Annotated in this window: 22 protein-coding genes; 12 read left to right on the top strand and 10 right to left on the bottom strand. The window is 71.1% G+C overall.

The genetic code is table 11. From position 1 onward, the window contains the following. Nucleotides 1-4: 4 nt before the first annotated feature. Both ACYCO6_RS12650 and bchF read right to left on the bottom strand, forming a co-directional pair. Nucleotides 5-1,279: a ferredoxin:protochlorophyllide reductase (ATP-dependent) subunit N gene (locus ACYCO6_RS12650; protein ID WP_459772106.1), complete on the bottom strand. Its 1,275-nt coding sequence runs from the start codon at nucleotides 1,277-1,279 to the stop codon at nucleotides 5-7. Then, nucleotides 1,276-1,782, bottom strand: coding sequence for a 2-vinyl bacteriochlorophyllide hydratase (gene bchF, locus ACYCO6_RS12645; protein ID WP_459772105.1), 507 nt, complete (start codon nucleotides 1,780-1,782; stop codon nucleotides 1,276-1,278). Before bchF ends, ACYCO6_RS12650 begins: the two co-directional genes overlap by 4 nt. A 330-nt stretch (nucleotides 1,783-2,112) precedes the next feature. Between bchF and ACYCO6_RS12640 the strand changes: the two genes are divergently transcribed. The 9 genes from ACYCO6_RS12640 (at nucleotide 2,113) to ACYCO6_RS12600 (ending at nucleotide 11,180) form a co-directional block, all read left to right on the top strand. Next, nucleotides 2,113-3,003 carry a cobalamin B12-binding domain-containing protein gene (locus ACYCO6_RS12640; RefSeq protein WP_459772104.1) on the top strand — a complete coding sequence of 297 codons (891 nt, stop codon included), beginning with the start codon at nucleotides 2,113-2,115 and terminating at the stop codon, nucleotides 3,001-3,003. A gap of 29 nt (nucleotides 3,004-3,032) precedes the next feature. Further along, entirely contained in the window at nucleotides 3,033-4,490 is a 1,458-nt protein-coding gene (gene ppsR / locus ACYCO6_RS12635) for a transcriptional regulator PpsR (protein WP_459772103.1), read from the top strand. 436 nt (nucleotides 4,491-4,926) lie between these two features. Further along, nucleotides 4,927-5,811, top strand: a complete 885-nt coding sequence (gene chlG, locus ACYCO6_RS12630) for a chlorophyll synthase ChlG (protein ID WP_459772102.1) — start codon at nucleotides 4,927-4,929, stop codon at nucleotides 5,809-5,811. Beyond that, a complete protein-coding gene (locus ACYCO6_RS12625; protein WP_459773548.1) occupies nucleotides 5,811-7,187 on the top strand; it encodes a BCD family MFS transporter in 1,377 nt (458 codons plus the stop codon). The genes chlG and ACYCO6_RS12625 overlap by 1 nt, the downstream gene beginning before the upstream one ends. Nucleotides 7,188-7,191: 4 nt before the next feature. Further along, nucleotides 7,192-8,418, top strand: a complete 1,227-nt coding sequence (locus ACYCO6_RS12620; protein WP_459772101.1) for a geranylgeranyl diphosphate reductase — start codon at nucleotides 7,192-7,194, stop codon at nucleotides 8,416-8,418. Between the two features lie 2 nt (nucleotides 8,419-8,420). After that, on the top strand, nucleotides 8,421-8,912 hold the full coding sequence (locus ACYCO6_RS12615; protein ID WP_459773546.1) for a TspO/MBR family protein: 492 nt from the start codon (nucleotides 8,421-8,423) through the stop codon (nucleotides 8,910-8,912). Beyond that, nucleotides 8,912-9,259 (top strand): hypothetical protein, encoded by a 348-nt coding sequence (locus tag ACYCO6_RS12610; RefSeq protein ID WP_459772100.1) that lies wholly within the window; start codon nucleotides 8,912-8,914, stop codon nucleotides 9,257-9,259. Before ACYCO6_RS12615 ends, ACYCO6_RS12610 begins: the two co-directional genes overlap by 1 nt. 21 nt (nucleotides 9,260-9,280) lie before the next feature. Beyond that, nucleotides 9,281-10,873, top strand: a complete 1,593-nt coding sequence (locus ACYCO6_RS12605; RefSeq protein WP_459772099.1) for a cytochrome c — start codon at nucleotides 9,281-9,283, stop codon at nucleotides 10,871-10,873. A 133-nt stretch (nucleotides 10,874-11,006) separates the two neighbouring features. Continuing rightward, nucleotides 11,007-11,180 (top strand): YqaE/Pmp3 family membrane protein, encoded by a 174-nt coding sequence (locus ACYCO6_RS12600; protein WP_459772098.1) that lies wholly within the window; start codon nucleotides 11,007-11,009, stop codon nucleotides 11,178-11,180. A 4-nt stretch (nucleotides 11,181-11,184) separates the two neighbouring features. Here the strand turns inward: ACYCO6_RS12600 and ACYCO6_RS12595 are convergent, their stop codons facing one another. The 4 genes from ACYCO6_RS12595 to ACYCO6_RS12580 form a co-directional block, all read right to left on the bottom strand. Continuing rightward, a complete protein-coding gene (locus ACYCO6_RS12595; protein WP_459772097.1) occupies nucleotides 11,185-12,657 on the bottom strand; it encodes a L,D-transpeptidase family protein in 1,473 nt (490 codons plus the stop codon). Between the two features lie 272 nt (nucleotides 12,658-12,929). Beyond that, entirely contained in the window at nucleotides 12,930-13,661 is a 732-nt protein-coding gene (locus tag ACYCO6_RS12590) for a DUF1796 family putative cysteine peptidase (RefSeq protein ID WP_459772096.1), read from the bottom strand. Then, nucleotides 13,658-14,620, bottom strand: a complete 963-nt coding sequence (locus ACYCO6_RS12585; protein ID WP_459772095.1) for an acetyl-CoA carboxylase carboxyltransferase subunit alpha — start codon at nucleotides 14,618-14,620, stop codon at nucleotides 13,658-13,660. The genes ACYCO6_RS12590 and ACYCO6_RS12585 overlap by 4 nt, the downstream gene beginning before the upstream one ends. A gap of 115 nt (nucleotides 14,621-14,735) precedes the next feature. Next, the gene (locus ACYCO6_RS12580; protein ID WP_459772094.1) at nucleotides 14,736-15,944 is read right to left on the bottom strand and encodes a DUF2252 family protein; all 1,209 of its coding nucleotides are present in this window, start codon (nucleotides 15,942-15,944) and stop codon (nucleotides 14,736-14,738) included. A gap of 445 nt (nucleotides 15,945-16,389) precedes the next feature. Between ACYCO6_RS12580 and ACYCO6_RS12575 the strand changes: the two genes are divergently transcribed. Further along, complete coding sequence (locus ACYCO6_RS12575; protein WP_459772093.1) at nucleotides 16,390-17,079, top strand: MgtC/SapB family protein; 690 nt, start codon at nucleotides 16,390-16,392, stop codon at nucleotides 17,077-17,079. Between the two features lie 24 nt (nucleotides 17,080-17,103). Here ACYCO6_RS12575 and ACYCO6_RS12570 read toward each other — a convergent pair whose 3' ends face one another. Further along, on the bottom strand, nucleotides 17,104-18,477 hold the full coding sequence (locus ACYCO6_RS12570) for a PleD family two-component system response regulator (RefSeq protein ID WP_459772092.1): 1,374 nt from the start codon (nucleotides 18,475-18,477) through the stop codon (nucleotides 17,104-17,106). A gap of 136 nt (nucleotides 18,478-18,613) precedes the next feature. Then, nucleotides 18,614-18,985 carry a response regulator gene (locus tag ACYCO6_RS12565; protein ID WP_007560977.1) on the bottom strand — a complete coding sequence of 124 codons (372 nt, stop codon included), beginning with the start codon at nucleotides 18,983-18,985 and terminating at the stop codon, nucleotides 18,614-18,616. A 74-nt stretch (nucleotides 18,986-19,059) separates the two neighbouring features. On the opposite strand from ACYCO6_RS12565, the gene ACYCO6_RS12560 reads away from it, so the two are divergent. Then, nucleotides 19,060-19,362, top strand: a complete 303-nt coding sequence (locus tag ACYCO6_RS12560) for a DUF3572 domain-containing protein (protein WP_459772091.1) — start codon at nucleotides 19,060-19,062, stop codon at nucleotides 19,360-19,362. 158 nt (nucleotides 19,363-19,520) lie between these two features. Here ACYCO6_RS12560 and ACYCO6_RS12555 read toward each other — a convergent pair whose 3' ends face one another. Next, the gene (locus ACYCO6_RS12555; protein ID WP_459773545.1) at nucleotides 19,521-20,441 is read right to left on the bottom strand and encodes a cell envelope integrity EipB family protein; all 921 of its coding nucleotides are present in this window, start codon (nucleotides 20,439-20,441) and stop codon (nucleotides 19,521-19,523) included. Nucleotides 20,442-20,522: 81 nt separating this feature from the next. Further along, nucleotides 20,523-22,367 (bottom strand): ABC transporter ATP-binding protein, encoded by a 1,845-nt coding sequence (locus ACYCO6_RS12550; protein ID WP_459772090.1) that lies wholly within the window; start codon nucleotides 22,365-22,367, stop codon nucleotides 20,523-20,525. Nucleotides 22,368-22,810: 443 nt separating this feature from the next. On the opposite strand from ACYCO6_RS12550, the gene ACYCO6_RS12545 reads away from it, so the two are divergent. Further along, nucleotides 22,811-23,047 carry a helix-hairpin-helix domain-containing protein gene (locus tag ACYCO6_RS12545; protein ID WP_459772089.1) on the top strand — a complete coding sequence of 79 codons (237 nt, stop codon included), beginning with the start codon at nucleotides 22,811-22,813 and terminating at the stop codon, nucleotides 23,045-23,047. Nucleotides 23,048-23,101: the final 54 nt, after the last annotated feature.

Below are 23,101 nucleotides of genomic sequence, written 5' to 3'. Positions count from 1 at the left end.
GGCGCTACACCTCCAGCAGGGCGCGGCGCCGGAGCGGGCGCGCGAACAGCGCGGCGAGGTCGCCGGCCTGCTCGTAGCCCTGCACGGGTGTGAACAGCAGCTCGATCGACCACTTGGTCGACAGCCCCTCCGCCTCCAGCGGGTTGGCGAGACCGAGGCCGCAGACCGTCAGGTCAGGCCGGGCTGCCCGGCAGCGGTCCATCTGGTCGTCGAGGCTCTGGCCCTCGGTCACGCGCGTACCCGGGGGCAGCAGCTCGATCTCCGCGGCGAGGTGCGCCCGATGCAGGTAGGGCGTCCCGACCTCCACGAGCTCCGCGCCGAGCTCCCGGGCGAGAAATCGGGCGAGCGGGATCTCCAATTGCGAGTCGGGGAAGAGGAACACGCGCTTGCCGCCGAGCTTTTCGCGGTGGGGCGCCAGGGCGGTCTCGGCCCGAACTCGGCCGGCCGTGGTCGCCGCCGCGAACGCGACGTCGGAGATGGCGAAGGCACCGGCAGCGGCCCGCAGCCATCCGGTTGTGCCCTCGGCTCCGAGGGGGAACGGCGCGGCGAGCCGGCGCGCGCCGCGTTCGTCGAGGGCGCGGGCGGTCTCGGCCAGGAAAGGCTGGGTAAGCAGGTAGCGGGTGCCCGGGCCGACCGCCGGCATCGCGCCGGCCCGGCGGGCGGGCAGGAAGCGGACATCCGCGATCCCCATCGCGGCGAAGATCCGAAGAAATTGGTCCTCCACCACGTCGGCGAGCGCGCCGACCACGAGGAGAGATTCTGCTGCGTCCGGCTCTCGCGGAAGGTCCGGCACCAGGGCGGCGAGGCAGGCATCCTCGCCTTCCGTGAAAGTCGTCTCGATGCCGGAGCCGGAATAGTTCAGCACCCTCACGGGGGCGAGCCGCGCCGAAAGCCGCTGCGCCGCCCGGGACAGGTCGAGCTTGATCACCTCGGACGGGCAGGAGCCCACCAGGAACAGGAGCTTGATCTCCGGCCGGCGCTCGATCAGCCGGGTGACGACCCGGTCCAGTTCCTCGTTGACGTCGGCGAGCCCCGCCAGATCGCGCTCGTCGATGATCGCGGTGGCGAATCGCGGCTCGGCGAAGATCATCACCCCGGCCGCCGACTGGAGCAGGTGCGCGCAGGTGCGCGAGCCGACCACCAGGAAGAAGGCGTCCTGGATCTTCCGATGAAGCCAGACGATACCGGTGAGCCCGCAGAACACCGCGCGCTGCCCGTGCTCCTGATGCAGGTCGATGCCGCCGCAGGGTACGGCGTGGCGCGGGAGGGGGGCGTTCACGGCAACGCCTCCCTGAGGTGCGGCGCGCCTTCGCGGGCACCCTCGAGCCGGGCGGCGCGCAGCTTCAGCACGAACTGTCCGGCATTCACCACGTAGGTGGCGTAGGCCGTGAGCGCGAGAACCAAGAGCGCCCGCTCAGCCAGGGCGCCCGTAGCGAGGGCGGCCAGGTAGGCCGTGTGCAGCGCCAGCACCAGCATGCTGACCACGTCCTCCCAGAAGAAGGCGGGGGCGAAAAGCCAGCGGCCGAAGACGGCCTTCTCCCAGATCGAGCCGGTGATCATGATCGCGTAGAGCGCCAGCGTCTTCATCACGACTGAGATCTCGGCCGCGAGCAGGCCCTGCCTGGTGGTCAAGGTGCGGAGCACCAGGACGAGGCTCACCAGGAAAATCGCGAATTGGAGGGGCGCCAGCACGCCTTGGACGAGGGTCCAGGGCGACGCATCGCGCCGGTGCCGTTCGGCGGGCGTGTAGAGCGGTCGTGCCGGCCGGTCCTCGGGACCCATGCATCCGCCCCCCACTGTCTTGGGCGGCGCTCGCCGAGCCCCGCCGCTTCATGAGGCTAGGTCGGCAATCCGGGAAGTGTCAAGTGCGCTTGACGGTTTGACAGGATGACACAGCCGGGGATATTTTTTCTTCGACTAAGATCATTGCCAAGTTCGTCAGGAAGCGTATCGTCTGGTCCGCCAGCAGACATTGCGGCGACTTGGCTGGTCAGATCCAAGATAGACTGAGGACGAAAAATAGAAAAATAGACAGGCGAGCAACGCCGCACGTGAAGCGCAAGCGCCGCCGCTGGTCCCCCTGGGCCGGGGCCGTTTCAGGGAGGGATGCCGATGGGAAACTGGAGGCATTTCGGTGAACGCCTGGAAGCCGGCCCGCCCTCGGCAGGTTGCAGCCCCGTGAGCGAGAGCCTGCCCGCGTTCCGGGATGGTCCAGTCGCCTTCGACCCGCATCGGCCCCTGCCGGAGGCGCTCGCCCGAATCGTCGAGGCGGAGATCCTGCCCCGCCTGATGCTGGCCCATCGTCCCGCGGCCGGCCGGCGCGTTCCGGCCGAGCGGCCGCCGAGCCCGCAGGAGATCGCCGGCTTCAGCGCCCTCCTCCTCGCCCCCGGACCGGTGGATCTCGATGCCGAGGTGGACGCCTTGCGCGAGGGGGGGCTGCCGCTGGCGCGCCTGCTCCTCGACCTGCTGGCGCCGGCGGCGCGCCACCTCGGGGCCCTCTGGGAGGAGGATGCCTGCGATTTCCTGGCGGTGACGGAGGCGCTGGGCCGGCTCCAGGCGATGAGCCGGCGCCTCTGCGCGGATCTGGAGAGCGAATCGGTCCGCGCGAACGGGCGCAACGTGCTGCTGCTGCCCTGCCCCGGCGAGACGCACATGTTCGGCCTGTCGATCGTCGCGAGCTTCTTCCGGGAGGCCGGCTGGGACGTCACCACGGCAGTTCCCGGGCCCGGCCTCGATCCGCTGGAGCTTCTCCGCACCGACTGGTTCGACGTGGTCGGCCTGTCGCTGTCCTGCGACGTCCTCCTGCCGGCCCTGGCGACGACGGTGTCGGACGTGCGGCGCGCCTCCCGCAATCCAGGGGTCCGCGTGCTCGTGGGCGGCCCCTACTTCGCCCGCAACGGCGGCGAGGCGGGGATCGTCGGGGCCGATGCCTGCGCGTCCGACGGATGCCTGGCGCCTGCCGCGGCAGAAGCTTTGCTGGACAGACAGGCATTGGCCTGCTGAAAGGGTTTTCATCCAAACATCACTTTACGGTGACCGTGACGCCCCAGCCTCGCTCCACACCGCAGCGGCCGCCCGCGGCCCTGCAGCAGGTGGCCGGTCACCTCGATGGTGAGGCGGTCGGGCGTATCGTCGCGGCCTCCGCCGACCTGTCCCTCGTGATCGATGCCGACGGGGTGATTCGCGACGCGACGGTCGGCACCGACCTCGAGGCGGAGAACATCCCCGGCTGGCTAGGGCGGCGCTGGGTCGACACCGTGACGGTGGAGAGCCGGCCGAAGATCGACGCCCTGCTGCGCGACGCGCGGGCCGACGGCATCACACGCTGGCGCCAGGTCAACCATCCCTCCCCCAGCGGCACCGATCTGCCGATCCGCTACACCTCGATCCGCCCGGCCGAGGGCGGCCCGATCCTCGTGCTCGGGCGCGACATGCGGGCGGTGGCCGCGCTCCAGCGCCGGCTCATGGAAACCCAGCAGGCGCTGGAGCGGGATTACGACCACCTGCGCGCCGCCGAGACCCGCTACAGGCTGCTGTTCCAGATCTCCGGCGAGCCCGTGCTGGTCGTCGATGCCGGCACGCGGCGGGTAGCCGAGGCCAACCCGGCGGCCGCACGCCTGCTCGGGCGCCCCGCCAAGCGCATCGCCGGCCAGGACGCGGTCGACCTGTTCGACGCGACCAGCGCCCGCGCCCTGGAGGCGCAATTCGCCGCCCTGCGGGCGACCGGCCAGGCCGGGGAGATCCGCGCCGCCCTGTCGCACGGGCGCGGCGAGGTGACCGTCTCGGCCTCCCTGTTCCGCGGCGAGGGTGGCACAAGCGCCCTGATGCGGCTCGTGGCCGATCGGGAGGCCGCGGAGGCCGGGTCCGATCACGAGGCGCCCACCCGCGCGGTGATCGAGGCGATGCCGGAGGGGTTCGTGGTCACGGATCCTGCCCGGCGCGTGCTGATGGCCAACGCCGCCTTCCTGGAACTGGCCCAGCTCGCCACCGAGAGTCAGGCGCGGGGTCGTACCCTCGACCATTGGCTCGGCCGCGAGGAGACGGAGGCGCAGGCCCTGTTCGCGACTCTGGTCGATCACGGCGCCGTGCGCCGCTTCGCGACCGTCGTCCGCGGCGCCTATGGCGGCATGGAGGATGTCGAGATCGCGGCCGTGTCGGTGCCGGGCGCCCGTCCCTGCCTCGGATTCGCGATCCGTCCCGCACCGCGGCGGATCGTCGAGGGACGGTTCGAGAGCCGCTTGGCGGCTGGCCGCGATGTGCCGCGCTCGGTGGAGCAGATGGCCGAGCTGGTCGGGCGTGTCTCGATGAAGACGCTGGTGCGCGAGACGACCGACCTGATCGAGAAGCTCTGCATCGAGGCGGCGTTGCGCATCACCCGGGACAATCGCGCCTCGGCGGCCGAGATGCTCGGCCTGAGCCGGCAGGGCCTCTACGCCAAGATGCGCCGCTACGGCGTCGGCGACCTCGACGGCCCGGCCGAGGAGGACTGACCCCAGCAGGCGATGGGCCGACCGGGAGCGGCCGGCCCGAGGAGCTGCGCCCGAACAGGCTCGCTGTTTCCCACAGCGCATCCGAGACCGCTTGAAACCCGGGCCGGAATGGACACGTGTGCTCCCCCGGTGGGGGCGACGAGGGGCGCGCCCGTATTCAGGCACCGGGCCTTCGGGAGCGATTTGACGCCGCGCACGATGCGCAGGCGCAAGCCATGGCTGCCTTGCGCAGGCAATCCGCCTGCGGCGACCCGGATACCACAGGCCGATCGCCTTCGCGGCCGCAGCCGCGAGCCGGAATGCAGCCAAGACATCGTCTATGGTGCATAATGTATTTTCAACGCGTGGCTGTATTCGCGCGACAAATAGTCCGGACGTCCCCTGGGCGTGTGTAAATCTGACTTGACACTCGGCGCGGTCCCGATAGCCTCCCGATATGGCCGCCACGCCCGCCCCGAGCGCAGTCATCGAGCTGCTGAAGCCGATCACGTGGTTCGCGCCGATGTGGGCCTTCGCCTGCGGCGTGATCTCATCGGGGCAGTCTGCGCACGGCCAGTGGCCGGTGATCGCCGCCGGCATCCTGCTTGCCGGACCGCTGGTCTGCGCCACCAGCCAGGCCGCCAACGACTGGTTCGACCGGCACGTCGACGCGATCAACGAGCCGGGTCGGCCGATTCCGTCGGGGCGGATCCCGGGCCGCTGGGGCCTCTACCTCGCTCTAGGCTGGACGCTTCTATCCCTGGCGGTGGCCACGGCGCTGGGCCCCTGGATCCTCGGAGCCGCCCTGTTCGGGCTGGTGCTGGCCTGGATCTACTCGGCGCCGCCCGTGCGGCTGAAGCGGAACGGCTGGTGGGGCAACGCCGCGGTGGCGCTCTGCTACGAGGGGCTGCCCTGGTTCACCGGGGCCGCCGTCATGGCCGCCGCCCTGCCCGACCGGCGGGTGCTCGTCGTCGCGCTCCTCTACGCCGCGGGCGCCCACGGCATCATGACGCTCAACGACTTCAAGTCGGTGGAGGGCGATCGGCGCATGGGTCTGCTGTCCCTGCCCGTGCGGATGGGGTCTGAGCGCGCAGCGCGCTTCGCCTGTCTGGTCATGGCCCTGCCGCAGGTCGCGGTGATCGCGCTCCTCGTCGGCTGGGGGCGGTACTGGCATGCCGGCCTGGTCGCGGCGCTGCTCGCCGGCCAGCTCGGCCTGATGGTCCGGTTCCTCGAGAATCCCCGGGAGCGGGCCGCTTGGTACAACGGCACCGGCACCACCCTCTACGTCCTCGGCATGCTGGTCTCGGCCTTCGCACTGCGCCCGCTGGTGGGAGGGGCATGATGGGCGCTTCGGGTCGAATCGCGGGCGGTGCGGGCGCTCTCCCTCCCCCCTCTGCGCCCGAAGGGTACCTCGGCTGGCCGCAGATCGTCCGCCTCGGCCTCGTGCAGACCGCGCTCGGCAGCGTCGTCGTGCTGATGACCGCCACACTCAACCGCGTGATGGTGGTGGAACTGGCGCTCCCCGCCTTCGTGCCGGGCCTGCTGGTCGCCCTGCACTATGCCGTGCAGGTCCTGCGCCCGCGCTGGGGCTACGGGTCCGACCGAAGCGGCCGGCGCACCCCCTGGATCGTCGGCGGCATGGCGGCGCTCTGCCTCGGCGGGTTCGGGGCGGCCTGCGGCACCGCGCTCGCCGCCGAAAACCTCGCCCTTGGGCTGGCGCTCGCCGCCCTCTCCTTCCTGTGCGTGGGAATCGGCGTCGGGGCGGCGGGAACCTCGCTCCTCGTCCTGCTGTCGGGCGGCGTCGCCCCGGCCCGGCGGGGCGCGGCCGCCACCATCGTCTGGGTGATGATGATCGTCGGCTTCGCCGTCACGGCGCCGCTCGCCGGCCACTTCCTCGATCCGTTCTCCGGCCTTCGGCTCGTCGCGGTGTCGGGCACGGTGTCGCTCGTTGCTTTCTGCCTAGCCGCCCTGGCGGTCACCGGCGTCGAGCGCCGCCTGCCGTCCCGCGCCCCCGAGGCGGACGCGGCGCGCCGGCCGTTCTTCGCCGTGTTGGCCCAGGTGCTCGCCGATCCCGTGGCCCGGACCTTCACGATCTTCGTCTTCGTCTCGATGCTGGCCTACAGCGCCCAGGAGCTGATCCTGGAGCCCTATGCCGGCCTCGTCTTCGCGATGACCCCCGGCGCCACCACCAAGCTCGCCGGCCTCCAGCACGGGGGCGTGCTGGCCGGCATGCTGCTGGTGGCGGCGTTGACGCTCGTCGCCCGCGGCACCCTCCTCGCCTCCTTGAGGCTCTGGATCGCGCTGGGCTGTGCCGGCTCCGCGGCCGCCCTCTTCGCCCTGGCGAGCGGTGCGGCGGCGGGATCGGACTTCCCCCTGCGCGAGACGGTGTTCGCCCTCGGGGTTGCCAATGGCGCCTACGCGGTCGCCGCCATCGGCTCGATGATGGCGCTCGCCGGACGCGGCGACGCGCGGGAGCGCGGCACCCGCATGGGCGTCTGGGGGGCCGCGCAGGGCATCGCCTTCGGAGCCGGCGGCTTCCTGGGGGCGGTGACGGTGGACGCGGTGCGGTTCGCGACGGCCGAACCGGTCCAGGCCTACGCGGCGGTCTTCGCCGCGGAGGGGCTGCTCTTCCTCGTCGCGGTCGCCCTGGCGGCGCGCCTCGAACCCGCCCCGGCACCGCGCCCGGTGTCGCTCGATCCTGCCTTCAGCGCGAGGTGAGGCCATGGCTCGGTTGGATGATGCGGGTGGCGGCTCCGACACCTACGACGTCGTCGTGGTGGGCGGCGGTCCGGCCGGCGCCACCGCGGCCACCGACCTCGCCCGGGCCGGCCACGCGGTGCTGCTCCTCGACAAGCCCGGCCGGATCAAGCCCTGCGGCGGCGCGATCCCGCCTCGGCTGATCCGCGACTTCGCGATTCCCGACGCCCTGCTCGTTGCAAAAATCCGGTCCGCCCGGATGGTGGCGCCGAGCGGCAAGACCGTCGACATGCCGGTGGGCGAGGGCTTCGTCGGCATGGTCGACCGCGAGCATTTCGATCCCTGGCTGCGCGCCCGGGCCGCGGAGGCTGGCGCCGAGCTGCGCGCCGCCGACTTCGCGCGGATCACCCGGTCGGGCGACGGCCCGCCGCTCGTCCATTTCACCACCGGCACGGGCGAATCGCTCACCCGCCACGCCGTCCGGGCGCGCCTCGTCATCGGAGCCGACGGGGCCTGCTCGCCGGTTGGCCGGGCGGAGGTTCCGGGCCACGACCGGATGCGGCAGGTCTTCGCCTATCACGAAATCCTGCGGGTGCCGGAGACCGGCGCCCCCGGGTCCGAGTCGATCGAGGCGACACGCTGCGACGTCTACTATCAGGGCCGCCACTCGCCGGATTTCTACAGCTGGATCTTTCCCCACGGGGACAGGCTGAGCATCGGCACCGGCAGCGCCAGAAAGGGCTTCTCGCTCCGCTCCTCGATCCGCGCCTTGCGCGCGGCGACCGGCCTCGATCACGCCGAGACCCTGCGCCGCGAGGGGGCGCCGCTGCCCCTCAAGCCCCTGAAACGCTGGGACAATGGCCGCGACGTGCTGCTCGCGGGCGACGCCGCCGGCGTGGTCGCCCCGGCCTCCGGCGAGGGCATCTACTACGCGATGCTGGGCGGCCAGCTCTCCGCGGAGGCGGCGGCCGCCTTCCTGCGGACCGGGGACGCGCGGGCCCTCGCGCGTGCGCGCAAGCAGTTCATGAAGCTGCACGGGCGCGTGTTCTGGATCCTCGGGATGATGCAGTGGGTCTGGTACCGCAGCGACGGCCTGCGCGAGCGCTTCGTCTCGATCTGCCGGGACAGGGATGTCCAGCAGCTCACCTGGGACAGCTACATGAACAAGGAGCTGGTCCGGGCGAAGCCCGCCGCCCATGCGCGGATCTTCTTCAAGGATCTCGCCCACCTGTTCCGCTGGGTCTCGCCGTGATCGTGCCCGGCACCGGCTGGGCGCCGCCCGCGGTCGCGGCCGTCGCCGCCGTGCTGGTGGCCGTGGCCGGCGGGCTCGCGACCACCACGGACGGCTGGTACCGGCGCCTGCGCGTCCCGGCCTGGAAGCCGCCGGACTGGGCCTTCGGGCCGGTCTGGACCGTGATCCTCGCGCTCACCGCCACCTCCGGGGTGCTCGCCTGGGACGGCGATCCCGACCCCGCCGCCCGGGGCGTGCTGCTGGCCGCCTTCGCGGTGAACGGAGCGCTCAACATCGCTTGGAGCGTGCTGTTCTTCCGGTTCCGCCGGCCCGACTGGGCGCTCGCCGAGGTCGCGGCCCTGTGGTTGTCGATCGCCGTGCTGGTGCTGGTGACCGGCCGGGTCGAACCCGCGGCCGGGCTCATGAACCTGCCCTATCTCGCCTGGGTCAGCGTCGCCGCCTGCCTGAACCTGCGCATCGTGCGTCTCAACGCGCCCTTCGGGGAGCCCGCGTGATGGACGGGCTGTTCGCCTCGGGCCGGATCGTCGACGGGATCCTCCTGCTCGTTGCCGGGGAGGCGCTTCTCCTCGCGTGGCTCAGCCGCCAGGGCGGTCCGCCGCTGCCAGCCCTGCTGGCGAACCTCGCCTCCGGGGCCGCGCTGATGCTGGCCCTGCGGGCCGCCCTGGCGGGGGCCGGCTGGGCCGCAATCGCCGGGTGGCTGCTCGCAGGGCTCATCGCCCATCTGGCCGATCTCGGCCTACGATTCCGGGCAGCCACGGCACAACGCCGCAGCCCGGTGCAGGCCGGAACAACGCCGAGAACGGCCGCGTTCACGCGCGTCACAAATGTCAAACAACTCTAAATTCGGGATGGGAGACGCGGCATGCAGCGCACGAGAGCCCTCTCCGCCGGCCGCGTGTCGGTCCCGATCCTGGCGAGCCTGTTCCTGGCCGCTCCGGCGCTGGCGCAGGACGGGTCGTCGGACCAGATCGAGCGGGGCAAGTACCTCGTCACCATGGGCGACTGCGCGGCCTGCCACACGGCTCCGGGCGGCAAGTACCTCGCCGGCAATTACGCGCTGAACATGCCGTTCGGGGTGATCATGACCCCCAATCTCACCCCCGACAAGGAGACCGGGCTCGGCGACTACACCTATGCCGATTTCGAGAAGGCGTTCCGGCAGGGCTACAGCAAGCATGTCGGCTACCTGTATCCGGCCTTCCCGTATGGCTGGTTCACCAAGGTCACCGACGCGGACACCCAGGCGATCTGGGCCTATCTGCAGTCGATCCCGGCGGTGAACGAGAAGCGCCAGGAGAGCCAGATCCCGTTCCCGTTCAGCATCCGCACCGCGCTGGTGACGTGGCGGACCGCGTTCTTCACGGACGAGCGCTTCAAGCCCGACCCCAAGGCCAGCGCCGAGGTGAACCGCGGCGGCTACCTCGTGGAGGGCCTGGGCCACTGCGCCATGTGCCACAACGAGAACAAGCTCGTGGGCAATTCGAGCTTCGCGGGCCGCTTCGGCGGCGGCGTGATCGACGGCTGGTACGCCCCCAACATCACCCCGGACGGCCACCAGGGCATCGGCGCCTGGACCGACGAGCAGGTGGTGACCTACCTCAAGACCGGCACCGCCCCCGGCGACCGGCCGGGCGTCGCCGCCGGCCCGATGCGCCAGACCATCATGGAATCCCTCTCCAAGGTGAAGGACGAGGACCTGAAGGCGATGGTCGCCTACCTGCGCACGGTGCCCGCCAAACAGACCTACAAGCCCAAGGACCTCACGGTCTTCGACAAGCCGGATGCCCCCGGCGCCTCGACCTATCTGACCTACTGCTCCTCCTGCCACCAGCCCGACGGCAAAGGCATCGAGGGCGCAGTGCCGGCGCTGGCCGGCAACACCTCGGTGATGTCGGAGGGGCCCGAGACGGTGCTGCGGGTGATCTACGGCGGGCTGGCCGCCCAGAGCGGGCTCGCCCCGATGGTGGCGATCGGCCAGCAGATGACCGACGTCGAGGTGAAGAACGTCACCGACTACATCCGCAATTCCTGGGGCAACAAGGCGCCGCCGGTGACCGGCGACAAGGCGTCCGAGGCCCGGGCCGCCACCAAGACCATGCTGGCCGGAACCGCCCCCTGCGCGGAGATCGAGCAGGACAAACTCAAGGCCGCGTTCGATCAACTCGGCGTGCAGAACACGCTCAAGGGCGTGAAGCAGCAGGATTTCGTGCCGACGCTCGTCCGGCTGGTGCCGCAGATCAAGGCGGCCTCCACGGGAGCCTCGGACGACGACGTGGTCAACGCCCTCACCACGGCCTTCTGCAAGGTCGGCCGCGACGACCCGCAATACGGCAATCCGAGCTGGCCGGCGGTGATCGGCACCTTCGCCAACGTCGCCTACAGCCAGGTGAAGCACCCGGAGAAGCAGGCGGCGAACGTGCCGTCCGCGACGACACCGCCGGCGGGGAGGAACTGAGGGACCGAGTCTCGCCCTGTCATCCGGGACGCCGCAGGCGAGCCCGGAATGACGGGACGGATGTCCCTGGGAACAGATACGGTGGCGCTTCGTTTGAGCGGGGATCCCTCAGGACCCCAGCCCCGGAGTTCCCGTGTCCAGCCTCGTCCGCATCCTGCTCGCGATCTTCATTCCGCCCGTCGCGGTGCTCGTCACCACGGGCTTCGGCCTGCAGTTCCTGCTGAACATCCTGCTGTGGATCCTCGGCTGGCTGCCCGGAACCGTCCACGCCCTGTGGCTGATGAATCGCGACCGGCCGCTGGTCTGAGCGGCTACGGCTTCCTGCCCTCTGGCCCGCCCTTCCGGAGAGCGGGCTTCGGGTCCGCCTTCGCCTCGGCCTTCGCGGTCTTGACCGCGTGAGCCTTGGCAGACTTCGGCGCGACCTTGTCGGCGGCGTGTGCGAGCTTCACCGGCTCGGGCACGACCGTCGCGTCGACGGCCGGGGTCGCCGGGGCGGCCGGAGCCGGGGCGTCCTTGGCGAACAGCTTGCCGAACAGCTTCTGGTAGCTGCTCGGATCGCCGTCGGCATCCGCCACGGCGATCCGGGTCGGTTTCTCGGCCAGCGCCGCGGTGGTCTCGACCTGGGCGTTGGGCTCGGCCCGGTTGGCCATGAGGGTCGTGGCGGCCGGCCTGGCCGGCGCCTTGGCGCTCCCCGCCTTCGCGGCCTTCGCGGGAGCCGCCGGCTCGGCGCCCGCCAACATCACGGGCGAGCTCTTTGGCCCGATCTCGATCTCCTGCGGACCCGCCGCCAGCGTCTCCGGGCGGCTCACGTCGCCGAGATTGTGCCGGCTGTACTCCTTGGCGTCATAGGGCAGCACCGTCTCGGTGCCGCCGAGGCTCGCGAAGGCGCTCGCATTCTGCGGGCGGAAGACCGGGTTCTGGCCGCCGTCCTGGTAGACGACCCGCACCGCGGGCGTGCCCTTGGCGACGAGCTCGGCGACCGCGCGCTCGTCGCGCTCGCTCTTCTCGGCCACCAGCGGATCGGCCTTCGGCTTGCACGAGCCGGCCGCCGCGTCGGCGCCGCCGAACACGTATTTGGTGCCGCACTGGCCGATCTTCGGCTCCTCGCGCAGAGCCTCGAAATAGTCCGACCCTTCCTTGAGGTTGCGCCAGAACGCGATGTTCGGGTCGTTGCGGAATTTGGCCATGTTCTCGGCCGTCATCCGGAACGGGTAGGACTGGAACTGGAAGCTGCGCTGTCCGCCGACGAAGGCCTCGCGGGCGATGGCGTAGATCTCCGCGATGGTGGCATCGGTCATGGCGAAGCAGCCCGCCGACGAGCAGGTGCCGTGCACCATCAGGTAACGGCCGGTGCGCCCGTTGGCCCGGTCGACCGCGTTCGGGAAGCCCGTGTCGAACGACAGGTAGTAGGACGAGTTCGGGTTCATCAGGCCGGGGGTGATCGTGTAGAACCCCTCCGGCGCCTGACGGTCGCCCTCACGGGTCTTGGGACCGAGCTGGCCGGACCAGCGGCAGATCGGGTAGGTCTTCAAGAGGGCGTAGCGGCCGTCGCTGCCCTTCTTCCAGACCTCCATCTCCGCCTCCTTCTTGTAGGCGCGGATCAGGATCGGGTCGGATTGCTGCATCCCCTTGGTCTGCATCAGGGCGAGCGTCTGGGGTGCGATCGGCGCGAGGCTGCGCGCGCTCGGGCCGTTGATCCCGGATCCGTCCTGGCAAGCGGCGAGCGAGAGGGCCAGCAGGGAAGCCGCCGCCAGCAGTCGCGCAGTCGCGAGACGCGCCGTCATGGGGAACCTCAATCGTCCTACGCGCGCCCGCGGGCCTTGTCGGCCAACGTCGGGCGCCACTCCCCAACCCATTACCGTCGTTAAGCTTGCGCCTTCCTTACCGCAATGTCCCGGTTGCAACACTGCACGGTACTCACGGGTGGAAAGCGGCCCGTTTCTTTCCCGAATGGGCCAAGAAAAAGCCCGAAATCGCAACGGGCTGCCCGCCTAATCCACAGCTTGCAGGCCGGAATGATCTGTATTCCCGATCACCGCCGGGCCGCGGCCCCCGATCAGCCGAACAAAGCCGGCCGCCGCGTCGCCTCGGCGCGGATGATGTCCACGAGTCGGGCGTCGTCCGCGGGATCCGCGAGCCGCAGGCCGACCGGCTCCGAGGGGGTATGCACGGTGAGCCAGCGCAAGGACGGCCGGAGGTCCACGGCCTCCACCACCGCCATGCGCGGATGCCCCGTCTCAAGCTGCAGGAAGGTCAGGTGGTTGCGGCTCGCGCGGCGCCCGAGCAGGTCGTCGATGGCCTCGACCACGTCCCGGGGCGTGTGCAGATGGGTCATCATCCACAGGCGGTTGTCGGTGCCTTGCGTGTCGAGCGCCCTGCGGATCCGGCGCACGCCCTCGGTGAGGAAGGCGTAATCCGCCTCGCTCGCCGCCGGGTCGTGGTGGTTGAACACGCATTCGAGGCCGTGGCGCTCCCGGTAGAGCCGGTGCCGGCCGCGCCAGATGTCGGGGCCGCGCCGCTCCGCCTCCGGGATGCTCTCCAGCTGGCTGCGGTCGATGAGCGCGGCGAAATCGTCCGCCAGGCAGTCCCGGGCCATGCCCGGCATGGAGAAGATCCAGTCCAGCGGGCCCGACCACTGGCGCAGGTCCAAGGTCTTGAGCACATGCGCCATCTGGCAATTGCAGCCGAGGGAGATGTGGTTGTGCCCGCTCGGCTCCCGGGCGTCGCGCCGGCCCAGCAGCCGCCCGAGTGCGCCCAGCAGGCCGCCCGCCGCCCCGGGCTCGCTCACAGGGTCCGGCCGATGGCGAGGAATTTCTCTGCGCGTCGGTCTCGGATCTCCACCGGACTCAGGCCCTCGAACAGGGCGAGCGAATCGGCGATGGCGTCACCCGCGGCGCGGACCGCCGCCTCGCGGTCGCGATGGGCCCCGCCGGTGGCCTCCGGGACGATCGCGTCGATCACGCCGAGCCGCAGCAGGTCCTGGGCGGTGATCTTCATGGCGGTGGCGGCGTCGGAGGCGCGCCCCTGGTCGCGCCACAGGATCGAGGCGGCGCCCTCGGGCGAGATCACCCCATAGATCGCGTGCTCCAGCATCAGGACCCGGTTGGCGGTGGCGAGCGCGATGGCGCCGCCCGAGCCGCCCTCCCCGATCACCAGGGCGACGTTGGGCACGCCCAGCGCGAGGCAGGCCTCTGTGGAGCGGGCGATGGCCTCGGCCTGGCCGCGCTCCTCCGCTTCGATGCCCGGATAGGCACCGGCCGTGTCCACGAAGGCGATGACCGGCAGGCCGAACCGGTCGGCGGTCTCCATGAGGCGGACCGCCTTGCGGTAGCCCTCCGGCCGGGCCATGCCGAAGTTGTGGCGCAGCCGCGCCTCGGTGGTGGCGCCCTTCTCCTGGCCGAGCACCAGGACCGGGCGGCCGCGGAACCGGCCAAACCCGCCCAGGATCGCCTCGTCCTCACCGAAGCCGCGGTCGCCGGCAAGCGGGGTGAACTCGGTGATGAGCCCGGCGCAGTAATCCACGAAATGCGGCCGCTGCGGGTGGCGGGCCACCTGGGTCTTCTGCCAGGGGGTCAGATTCGCGTAGATCTCGGCGAGCGCCTGACCGGCCTTGGCCTCCAGCCGGCCGACCTCCTCGGAGATCGAGACCGCGCCGTCGCGCTCGCCCACGGCCCGCAATTCCTCGAGCTTGGCCTCCAGTTCGGCAACCGGCTTCTCGAAGTCGAGGTAGGTGCGCGTCACCGCCATCGTGTCACAGGTCTTCCCGGGTCCGCCGCGCGAGGGCGGCGGGCGCGAGGTGTTGGCGATGGCGGGGGTGGTGTCAACCGGCGTCTTGGCCGAAAGGGCCCGCGTTCGACGCGGCTCAGCCGTCCAACAGGTTCTCGCGGGCGATCCGGTGGCAATGCTCCAGGTAGCCGCGCTGGTGCTCGCCCATCAGGTCGGTGACCACGGTCCAGAGCCAGCCCGGCGCGTCGGGACCCGGGCCGGGGGCGCGGATGCTCCCGATCCAGGTCCGGCGGTCGGACCCGCCCATCTGGCGGCCATGGGCCCGGCCGAGAATCGCGGCCAGGTGACCGGAGACGCGCACCGCCTCGTCCCGGGAGAATTGTTCGGCGTCGATCTTGAGATCCTGCGGCATCAGCTCGCGGACCGTGACGGGCGTGCCCCGGACATGGCCCGCGACCATGCGGTCCCCGAGATTGGGCGACAGCGCCCGGGCCCCCGCCACCACGCGCTCGGCATGGTCGGCCGGCATGGCGGCTCCCGGGGCCGCCGGGGCGTGGTGCGGCACCGCCTCCTTGACGTCGAGGAGGGCGAGATGCGGCCGGTCGCCGCCCAGGATCTCCACGAGGCCGGCGTAGCGCAGGCGGCCGAGCGAGCTGCAGCCCTTGATCCAGTAGGCGGCGTCGAGCAGCCGGATCTCGGCATCCGCCTCCGCGCCGCCGAGCGCCAGGACGAGCCGGCGCACTTCCGGATCGCGGCTGAGCGCCTCGAAGGCCGCCTGCTCGTCGGGGTCGAGGTCGAAGAACCGCCGGCCGCGCGGCAGGCGCTCGGCCTTGCCCTTCAGGCGCTCGCGCGAGAGATGGCGCCAACGCCGTCCGAGCGCCCGCCGCTTCACCGTGGCAACGATCTCGGATTCGGCGATGTCGCGCTCGGCGTCCTCGGGGGCGGCGATCCCGTCGGCGTAGCCGGCGGCCATGGCGTCCATCATCCGGGCGGTGACGATGCCGGGCAGGGTCGCGTTCAGCGCCGCGGTGACCAGGGACAGCGCCAGCCGGACGAGGTCGAAGGCCGGGTTGGCCACGACGGTCTGGTCGAGGTCGCGGATCTGGATGTCGATCCGCCCGTCGGGTCCGGCCAGCGCGCCGAGATTGCCGAGATGCGCGTCGCCGCAGATCCAGACCGGCGGCCCCTCGGGCAGGGCGCCCGCCGGCATGCGGGCGATGAGCTCATAGAAGCGCGCCGTGCTGCCGCGGACATAGGCGTGCGGCGAGGAGGCGATCTTGCAGAGGCGGCGCTGCTCCAGCACGCGCGCGTCGCGGCCGGTCCGTGCCGGCACCTGCATGTCCATCCGCGTCGTCCGATCCTCTGCCGCAGCTGATCCGGCGGGCTCGCGGGAGCCTGCACCGGCATCGGCGGTTGATGCCACGGCAATCCTAGAGTTTTCATCCCTAAGCATGGGTAAGCGTTTTGACGCGGCCGGCGTTATAGGGTCCGGCGGTGATGCCGCGCTCCGGACGCCGCGCCGGATTCCCGTCACGCGGCGTGCGTCGTCCTCGGCATTGACGCGGTTCGCAGAGCGGCTCGGGATGAGCGCGACGTGCCCTCCTCTCCGGTGCGGGAGAGGCTCGGGGCGAGGGACGAGAAGGTTCAGGATTGAGCACGCCATCGATGCGCGTTCAGGTCGCGCATTCTTCGGAGAGGTCACACCCCTCCCCCACTTCCGTCAGGCGAGGGGTCCCCCGCACGATCCCCGGCCCGTATGTCAAACGCCGATGCGCGAACGCGGCTGGGCGATGACCGGTGATCCCACCCTCGACACGATCGCGATCCGCCTCGGCCTGAGCTTCCTGGCCGCCTTCGCGCTCGGCTGGGACCGCGAGGAACTCGGCCACCCGGCTGGCCTGCGGACCATGGTGCTGATCTGCGTCTCGGCCTGCACGGCGATGCTCCTGGCCGACTGGCTTCTGGCGCGGACCGGCGGCTCCGGCAACGGCGTCACCCGGCTCGATCTGATGCGACTGGCGCAGGGCGTCCTCGGGGGCATCGGCTTCATCGGGGCGGGCACGATCCTGAAGCAGGGCAGCATCGTGCGCGGCGTCACCACGGCGGCGACCCTGTGGCTCACCACCGTGATCGGGCTCTGCTTCGGCGGCGGCGCGTGGCAGATCGGGCTCGCTGCCACCCTGATCGGACTCGTGACGCTGCAGTTCCTGCGCCGGCTCGAGACCGTGCTCCGGCGGCGCAGCTACGGCACGGTGACGATCGAATTCGGCCCGGGCGCGGATCTGACCACGCTGCTCGGCCTGCTGGACACGATGGGCTTTCGGGTGAAGGCCAGCACGCTGGTCCAGGGCGAGGACGGCGGCAGCCTGCGCTGCATCGGATCCCATCGGGGCGATTCGCAGGCCTGGGCCCTCGCCGCCGTGGCGCGGCTGCGGGAGGCGCAGGCGGTCAAGCAGGCCGGCTGGGAGGATCTGAGCTGAGCGGCCGGTCGTCTGCTAAGGCGCTCAGGCCGCCTGCGGCTCGACCCGGTTCCGGCCCGCCGCCTTGGCCCGGTAGAGGGCGAGATCGGCGCGCCTGAGCATGTCGCCGGGGGCGGTGTCGTCCGCGTGCCGCACCGCAACGCCGATCGAGACCGTCACGGGGATCGACCGGGTGGCCCGCTGCACCGTGAACGGCAGGGCCTCGACCCGTTCGCGGATGCGCTCGGCGATGGCCTGCGCGTCGGCGAGCCCGGTATCGGGCAGGATCACCACCACCTCCTCGCCGCCGTAGCGCGCCACGATGTCGACCGGCCGCGTATGCTGGCGGACCCGCTCGGCGAAGCCGCGCAGCACCTCGTCGCCGGCCTCGTGGCCGAAGCTGTCGTTGATGCCTTTGAAGAAGTCGATGTCGAGGATCAGGGCGGCGAGCGCCGGCCGCCGGGCGGCCTCGTCGGCGAAGAGCGCGCCGAGATGGTTATCGAGGTAGCGACGGTTGTGCAGGCCGGTGAGCGCGTCGGTCACGGCCATTTGCAGGGAGGCCTGCATCGCCCCCCGGAGCGCGTCCGTGAAGCGCTTGCGCTTCACCTGGGTGCGGACCCGGGCCGTCAGCTCGTTGCGGTCGACCGGACGCATCAGGAAATCGTGCACGCCGAAATCGAGGCCGCGCACCACCCGGGCGCGGTCGTGCGCCTCCGCCAGCATGATCAGCGGCATGGCGCGGGTCCGGTCCAGCGAGCGGAGCTGGCTGCACAGGCGCAGGCCGTCGAAGTCCGCGAGGTCGAGGCTGACCAGCGCGAGGTCGAAGCCCTGCTCGGCGGCGAGGTGGAGCGCCGCCTGCGGGTCCGGCTCGACCATCACCGCGTGGTGCTGGCGCAGCGCGCCCGCCATCCGGTCTGCCGAGCCCGGGCGATCCTCGATCAGCAGGATCCGGGCGTCGAGGCCGGTCTCCGCGGTGGCGAGCGCCAGGGGGTCGCCGATACCGAACTCGCGCGAGGCGAGCGCGCGCTGGCGCAACTCGTCGGTGACTGCCTTGAGCCGCACGAGGCTGCGCACCCGGGTGAACAGGGCGGTGTCGTCCACGGGCTTGGTCAGGAAGTCGTCGGCGCCCGCGTCGAGGCCGCGCAGGCGGTCGGAGGGCTGGTCGAGGGCCGTGACCATCACCACCGGGATGTGGGCCGTGACCGGGTTGCTCTTGAGGTGCCGGCAGACCTCGAACCCGTCCATGCCGGGCATCATCACGTCGAGCAGGACGAGGTCGCACAGACCCTTCTCGCAGATCGCGATGGCGTCCTGGCCGTTCATGGCGGCGAGCGTGTCGAAATATTCCAGCCCGAGCTTCGTCTCCAGAAGCTTCACGTTCGGGAACAGGTCGTCGACGATCAGGACACGGGCCGACATGGTTCCTCGCTGACGCGCGGCTGGGCGGCCCGGATCGGGCGGGTCGGCGTACGGCCGCGCATCGGGACAGACGATTGAGGAGGGCACCCGGCCCCGCCGGGTCGGGTGCCCTCCTCAACGGTGCGCCCCTGCGGCGTCACCGCGGCTCAAGATACGCGCGAACCGTTGCCAAAAACTTCGCGACCGAGATGGGCTTCGATAAGTAGGCCTCGCAGCCGCCCTCGCGGATCCGCTCCTCGTCACCTTTCATGGCGAAGGCCGTGATGGCGATGACCGGGATGCTCTTGAGGTCGTCATCCTCCTTGAGCCACTTGGTCACCTCCAGCCCCGAAACCTCCGGGAGCTGGATGTCCATGAGGATCAGGTCGGGATGATGCGCGCGCGCCAGCTCGATCGCCTCGATACCGTGGGCGGTCTTCAGGGTCGCGTAGCCGTTCGCCTCCAGAAGGTCGTTGAACAGCTTCATGTTCAACTCGTTGTCCTCGACGATCAGCACCGTCTTCTTCATGATCCGTTGTCCCGGTGCGCGCCGATCATGATTAGTGGGCGGTGAAGCCCCTCCGTCGCCTTTGTAGCGTTCACATGTTGATGAATGGCAAACCTCTTCAAGGGGATGAGTCCGCCGAACGGCTCGCCCTGGACGTTCTTTTGTGGATCACGGGGGACGAGGACCGTCTCCTGCCCTTCCTGGCGGCGAGCGGGCTCGGCCCCGAGACCCTCCGCGAGAGCGCCCGGGAGCCGGCTTTCCTGGTGGGCGTGCTCGATCATGTGATGGGCGACGAGAACGTGCTTCTTGCCTGCGCGGGGGCCCTCGGCGTCAAGCCGGAGCGGATCGCCGAGGCGTGGCACAGGCTGTCGCCACGCCCCGACGACGAATGGGCTTGAGGCGGCCGGCATAGGGCGCGGGTCCCCTCTCTCGCTCGGGAGAGGGGACCCGCGCCTCAGCCTGAAACCCTATCGCCGAACCCAATCCGCGAGCCCGCAGAGAGGCAGGAGAGGCGTGCGATCCTCATGGAAGGCTGGCGGCCTCCGCCAACCGGCCCTCAGGGCGTGCAGCCTTTCCCCGCCTCCTTGTCGCTGGCCCGGCCCGCCTTTGCGTCGATGTCGAGAGCGGTCATGTCGCCCAGGATGGCGAAGTCGCCGTAATCGAGCTTGAGCGCGCCGCTGACGCCGTTCTCGTAGAGATCGAAGCCGAGGGTGTAGATCGGCGTCCGCTCCCCGGCGCCCTCGGTGTAGTAGCTCAGGCGCACCGGCCAATGCGGCATGCCGGCGAGCGTGCCCTCGCGCAGGGGCTTGTCCCGGGCGGAGTCGGAGGCCGGAGCCGGGCCGGTCTCCGTGTGACCGATCACCGCGAAAGTATCGTAGATCTTCTTCCCGTCGTCGGAGCCGTCGAAGACCTTGGCCGAGAGGGTCGATTGGCCGGCTCGCGCCGCCTCGATCAGGCGGCGCATGTGTTCGCTCGGGAACAGCACCGGCCCGTCCACGGTGAACGGCTTGGCCCCGCCCTTCAGCTTCACCGTGACGGCGTTCCCCTGGTCCGTCGCGGTCCCGTCGACGGGCGCCGCGGGCTGGTTGTTGGTCAGCGTCGTCGTCTTGAAGCGGAACTCGCGCCCCTGGCCGCCCTCGAAGGTGGTGCTGCGCATGTCGGACAGGCGCGCACCGGTCTCGCCCGACGAGAGCTCCGTCACCTGGCGGGTGAGCATCGTGTAGCCCCGGCAGGCATCGCCCCGGAAGTCGATCACGATGCGCCCGCGGGCGCTCTCCACCGAGCGCGTGCCGCCGCCCTCGGCGAGCGACAGGTCGTAGACGGCCCGGTGGTTGGCCAGCACGATCTCGGGGGGCTGCGCGGGCGCCTGGGATTGCGGCCTGGCGTCCGGCTCGGGCGCGGCGGGCGGCGCCGCCTGCGCCCCCCAGGCGGAGACGAGAAGGCCGGCCGTCAGGAGATGCGAGAGGCGCAGGCGCATGGACAACCCCGGTTCACTCCGCCGCAGATAGCAGGCTGCAGGGGACACCGGCAAACCTTCGGCCGGGCGCCCGGAGACGGGCTACCGGTAGCCCTCCGCCTGCAGGGTGAACAGCTCGGCGTAGCGGCCGCCCCGCGCCATCAGGATCGCATGGCTGCCCGCCTCCAGCACCCGGCCGCCCTCCAAGACCAGGATGCGGTCGGCCATCCGCACCGTGGAGAAGCGGTGTGAGATCAGCACCGCGGTGCGCCCGGCCGACAGCTCCCGGAACCGCGCGAAGACGTCGTGCTCGGCCCGGGCATCGAGAGCCGCGGTCGGCTCGTCGAGGATCAGGATCTCGGCCTCGCGCATGTAGGCCCGGGACAGCGCGACTTTCTGCCACTCGCCTCCCGAGAGGTCGAGGCCGCCCGCGAAGCGCTTGCCGAGCGGCTGGGCGTAGCCCTCGGGCAGGCGCTCGATCACCGGGGCGGCAAGCCCCCGGGCGGCCGCGGTCGCGATGCGATCCGCGTCGGCGGCGGCCTCGATGCGGCCGACCGCGACGTTCTCGCCGGCGGTGAGGTCGAAGCGGACGAAATCCTGGAAGATCGCGCCGATCCGCGCCCGCAGCGCGTCGAGGTCGTAGGCGGGCAGCGGCACCCCGTCGAGGAGCACGCGTCCCTCCTGCGGGTCGTAGAGCCGGGTCATCAGCTTGACGATCGTGGTCTTTCCGGCGCCGTTGCCGCCGACCAGCGCCACGGTCTCCCCGGCTCCTATCGCGAAGGACAGGCCGCGCACGGCCCAGGCTTCCGCGCCGGGATACCGGTAGCCGACATCCTCGAACACGAGCCCCTCCCGGATCGGGCTCGGCATCGGAGCGGGGCGCGCGGGCGAGCGGATCGCCGGCCGGATCTCGAAGAACGAGAAGAAGTCGTCGAGGTACTGCGCCTGGCCCGTGATCTGGGTGAAGCCCAGGAGCAGCCCCTCCAGGCCGCCCCGCAGGCGGTGGAAGGCCCCGGCCAGGAAGGCGAGGTCGCCCACCGAGAATGAGCCGGCCACGGTCTGCCAGACGATCACCGCGTAGGCGGCGTAGTAGGCCAGCGTCCCGAGACTCGCGAAGGCGAAGCCCCAGCCGGCGCGGGCCATGGCGAGACCGCGGTTCTCAGCGAGCAGCCGGCGCGCCACCGTCGCGTAGAGGGTGGTCACGTAGCCCGAGAGTCCGAAGAGCTTGACCTCCTTGGCGGTCTCGACGCTGGCGCCGAGGTAGCGCAGGTAGTCGATCCGCCGCCGCTCGGGGCTGCGGATCCAGGCGAGGCGATAGCCGGCCTTGGTGAAGTGCCACTCGTTGAGCACCGCCGGCACCAGCGCGGCGGCGATCAGCGCCACCAGCCAGGGCGTGAAGGCCGCCACGCCGGCCGCCAGGGTGGCGAGGGTCACCAGCGCCTGGAGCTGACCGAACATGGTCCCGATCAGGCCGGTGCGGCCGCTCACCTGCCGGCGTGCCCGCTCCAGCCGGTCCTGCTGGGCACTGTCCTCGAACTGCGCGAGATCGAGGGAGGCGGCGTGCGCCATCAGCCTCAGCGAGGCCGCGTTGGCATAGAGGTCGCCGATCAGGGTCTCGGTCAGATTGGCGAGCCTGCCGGTGAGGTCGGAGACCAGGGCGAGGCCGAACTCGGCCGCCACAAGTCCGGCGAGCCGGGCTCGCCCAGGATCGGCGAGCCAGTCGGCGAGCCCGGCCCCCGGTGCCGGACGCGCGTGCTCGGCCACGATCCCGTCGAGGATCAGCTTGGCGAGATACAGGGACAGAACCGGCAGGCAGGCGGCTACGAGCCGCAAGGACAAGCTCGCGGCGAGGAGGCGTGGGCTCGCCGCGGCGATCTCGCGGAACAGGGTGGGTAGGTAGCGCAGGGCTCCGAGACGCGCGCCCGGGCGGACCGCCCCATCGGCCATCGTCACCCGTTCAAGAGGCGAAGTCGGCCGGCCGGTTGGCCGCTGCGCGAAGAAAGCATAAGCTGTGGCATTATATAAATATAAACCTTGTCGAGTGGTGCGTGCTGAGCGGCCCTGCAATCCTGAGAATTTCGGTCCTCCTGATCATCGCTGGCATACTCGCGGCGGTGGTTCAGTACATGCTTCCGAACCCGGCTCCCGCCCCCGCCCCGGTGGTCCAGGCACCGCCCGCCGTCGAGCCGGCCGAGTCGCCACCGCAGCCGAGCACGCCTCCACCACCGGCCGAACCGGCTCCGCCGCCGGCCCAGCCATCGCCTCCCGGGCCTGGAGCCTCGTCCCCGGGTACGGCGTCGTCTTCAGCTCCGGCGCAGCTGCCGGCCGACGCCCCCGCCTTCCCGCCTGAGGAGGCTGCTCCCACGACCCAGGCCCAGCCGGCACAGGAGGTGCCCGGACAGGCCGAGGTCGACAGGGCCGAGGACAGCGCAGAACCCCGGGCCCTGGCCGTCCTCGACCTGAATACCGCCTCGGTGGCGGACCTCAATCATTTGCGCGGTGGGGGCGCTATCGGCCGGGCGATCGTCGCCAAGCGCCCCTACACGTCGGTGGATCAGCTCCTGTCGAAGCGGGTGCTCAGCCGGCCGGTCTACGAGCGGATCAAGGATCAGGTGACGGTGCGGTGAGGCCGGGGGAGTCCGGTCTCCGATCCGGGCTCGGATCGACGGAGCTCCGCCGTC

The sequence above is a fragment of the Methylobacterium sp. CM6257 genome, assembly GCF_054611515.1.
The sequence above is the reverse complement of the archived record's forward strand: the minus strand, read 5'-3'. Positions and strand labels throughout refer to the sequence as shown.

Bases quoted from the DNA above. Each gene is read 5' to 3' on its own strand.
- bchF (WP_459772105.1), bottom strand. From the start codon at position 1,782: ATGGGTCCCGAGGACCGGCCGGCACGACCGCTCTACACGCCCGCCGAA.
- ACYCO6_RS12640 (WP_459772104.1), top strand. From the start codon at position 2,113: ATGGGAAACTGGAGGCATTTCGGTGAACGCCTGGAAGCCGGCCCGCCC.
- chlG (WP_459772102.1), top strand. From the start codon at position 4,927: ATGGCCGCCACGCCCGCCCCGAGCGCAGTCATCGAGCTGCTGAAGCCG.
- ACYCO6_RS12625 (WP_459773548.1), top strand. From the start codon at position 5,811: ATGGGCGCTTCGGGTCGAATCGCGGGCGGTGCGGGCGCTCTCCCTCCC.
- ACYCO6_RS12620 (WP_459772101.1), top strand. From the start codon at position 7,192: ATGGCTCGGTTGGATGATGCGGGTGGCGGCTCCGACACCTACGACGTC.
- ACYCO6_RS12610 (WP_459772100.1), top strand. From the start codon at position 8,912: ATGGACGGGCTGTTCGCCTCGGGCCGGATCGTCGACGGGATCCTCCTG.
- ACYCO6_RS12605 (WP_459772099.1), top strand. From the start codon at position 9,281: ATGCAGCGCACGAGAGCCCTCTCCGCCGGCCGCGTGTCGGTCCCGATC.
- ACYCO6_RS12595 (WP_459772097.1), bottom strand. From the start codon at position 12,657: ATGACGGCGCGTCTCGCGACTGCGCGACTGCTGGCGGCGGCTTCCCTG.
- ACYCO6_RS12585 (WP_459772095.1), bottom strand. From the start codon at position 14,620: ATGGCGGTGACGCGCACCTACCTCGACTTCGAGAAGCCGGTTGCCGAA.
- ACYCO6_RS12580 (WP_459772094.1), bottom strand. From the start codon at position 15,944: ATGGACATGCAGGTGCCGGCACGGACCGGCCGCGACGCGCGCGTGCTG.
- ACYCO6_RS12575 (WP_459772093.1), top strand. From the start codon at position 16,390: ATGACCGGTGATCCCACCCTCGACACGATCGCGATCCGCCTCGGCCTG.
- ACYCO6_RS12570 (WP_459772092.1), bottom strand. From the start codon at position 18,477: ATGTCGGCCCGTGTCCTGATCGTCGACGACCTGTTCCCGAACGTGAAG.
- ACYCO6_RS12565 (WP_007560977.1), bottom strand. From the start codon at position 18,985: ATGAAGAAGACGGTGCTGATCGTCGAGGACAACGAGTTGAACATGAAG.
- ACYCO6_RS12560 (WP_459772091.1), top strand. From the start codon at position 19,060: ATGTTGATGAATGGCAAACCTCTTCAAGGGGATGAGTCCGCCGAACGG.
- ACYCO6_RS12555 (WP_459773545.1), bottom strand. From the start codon at position 20,441: ATGCGCCTGCGCCTCTCGCATCTCCTGACGGCCGGCCTTCTCGTCTCC.
- ACYCO6_RS12550 (WP_459772090.1), bottom strand. From the start codon at position 22,367: ATGGCCGATGGGGCGGTCCGCCCGGGCGCGCGTCTCGGAGCCCTGCGC.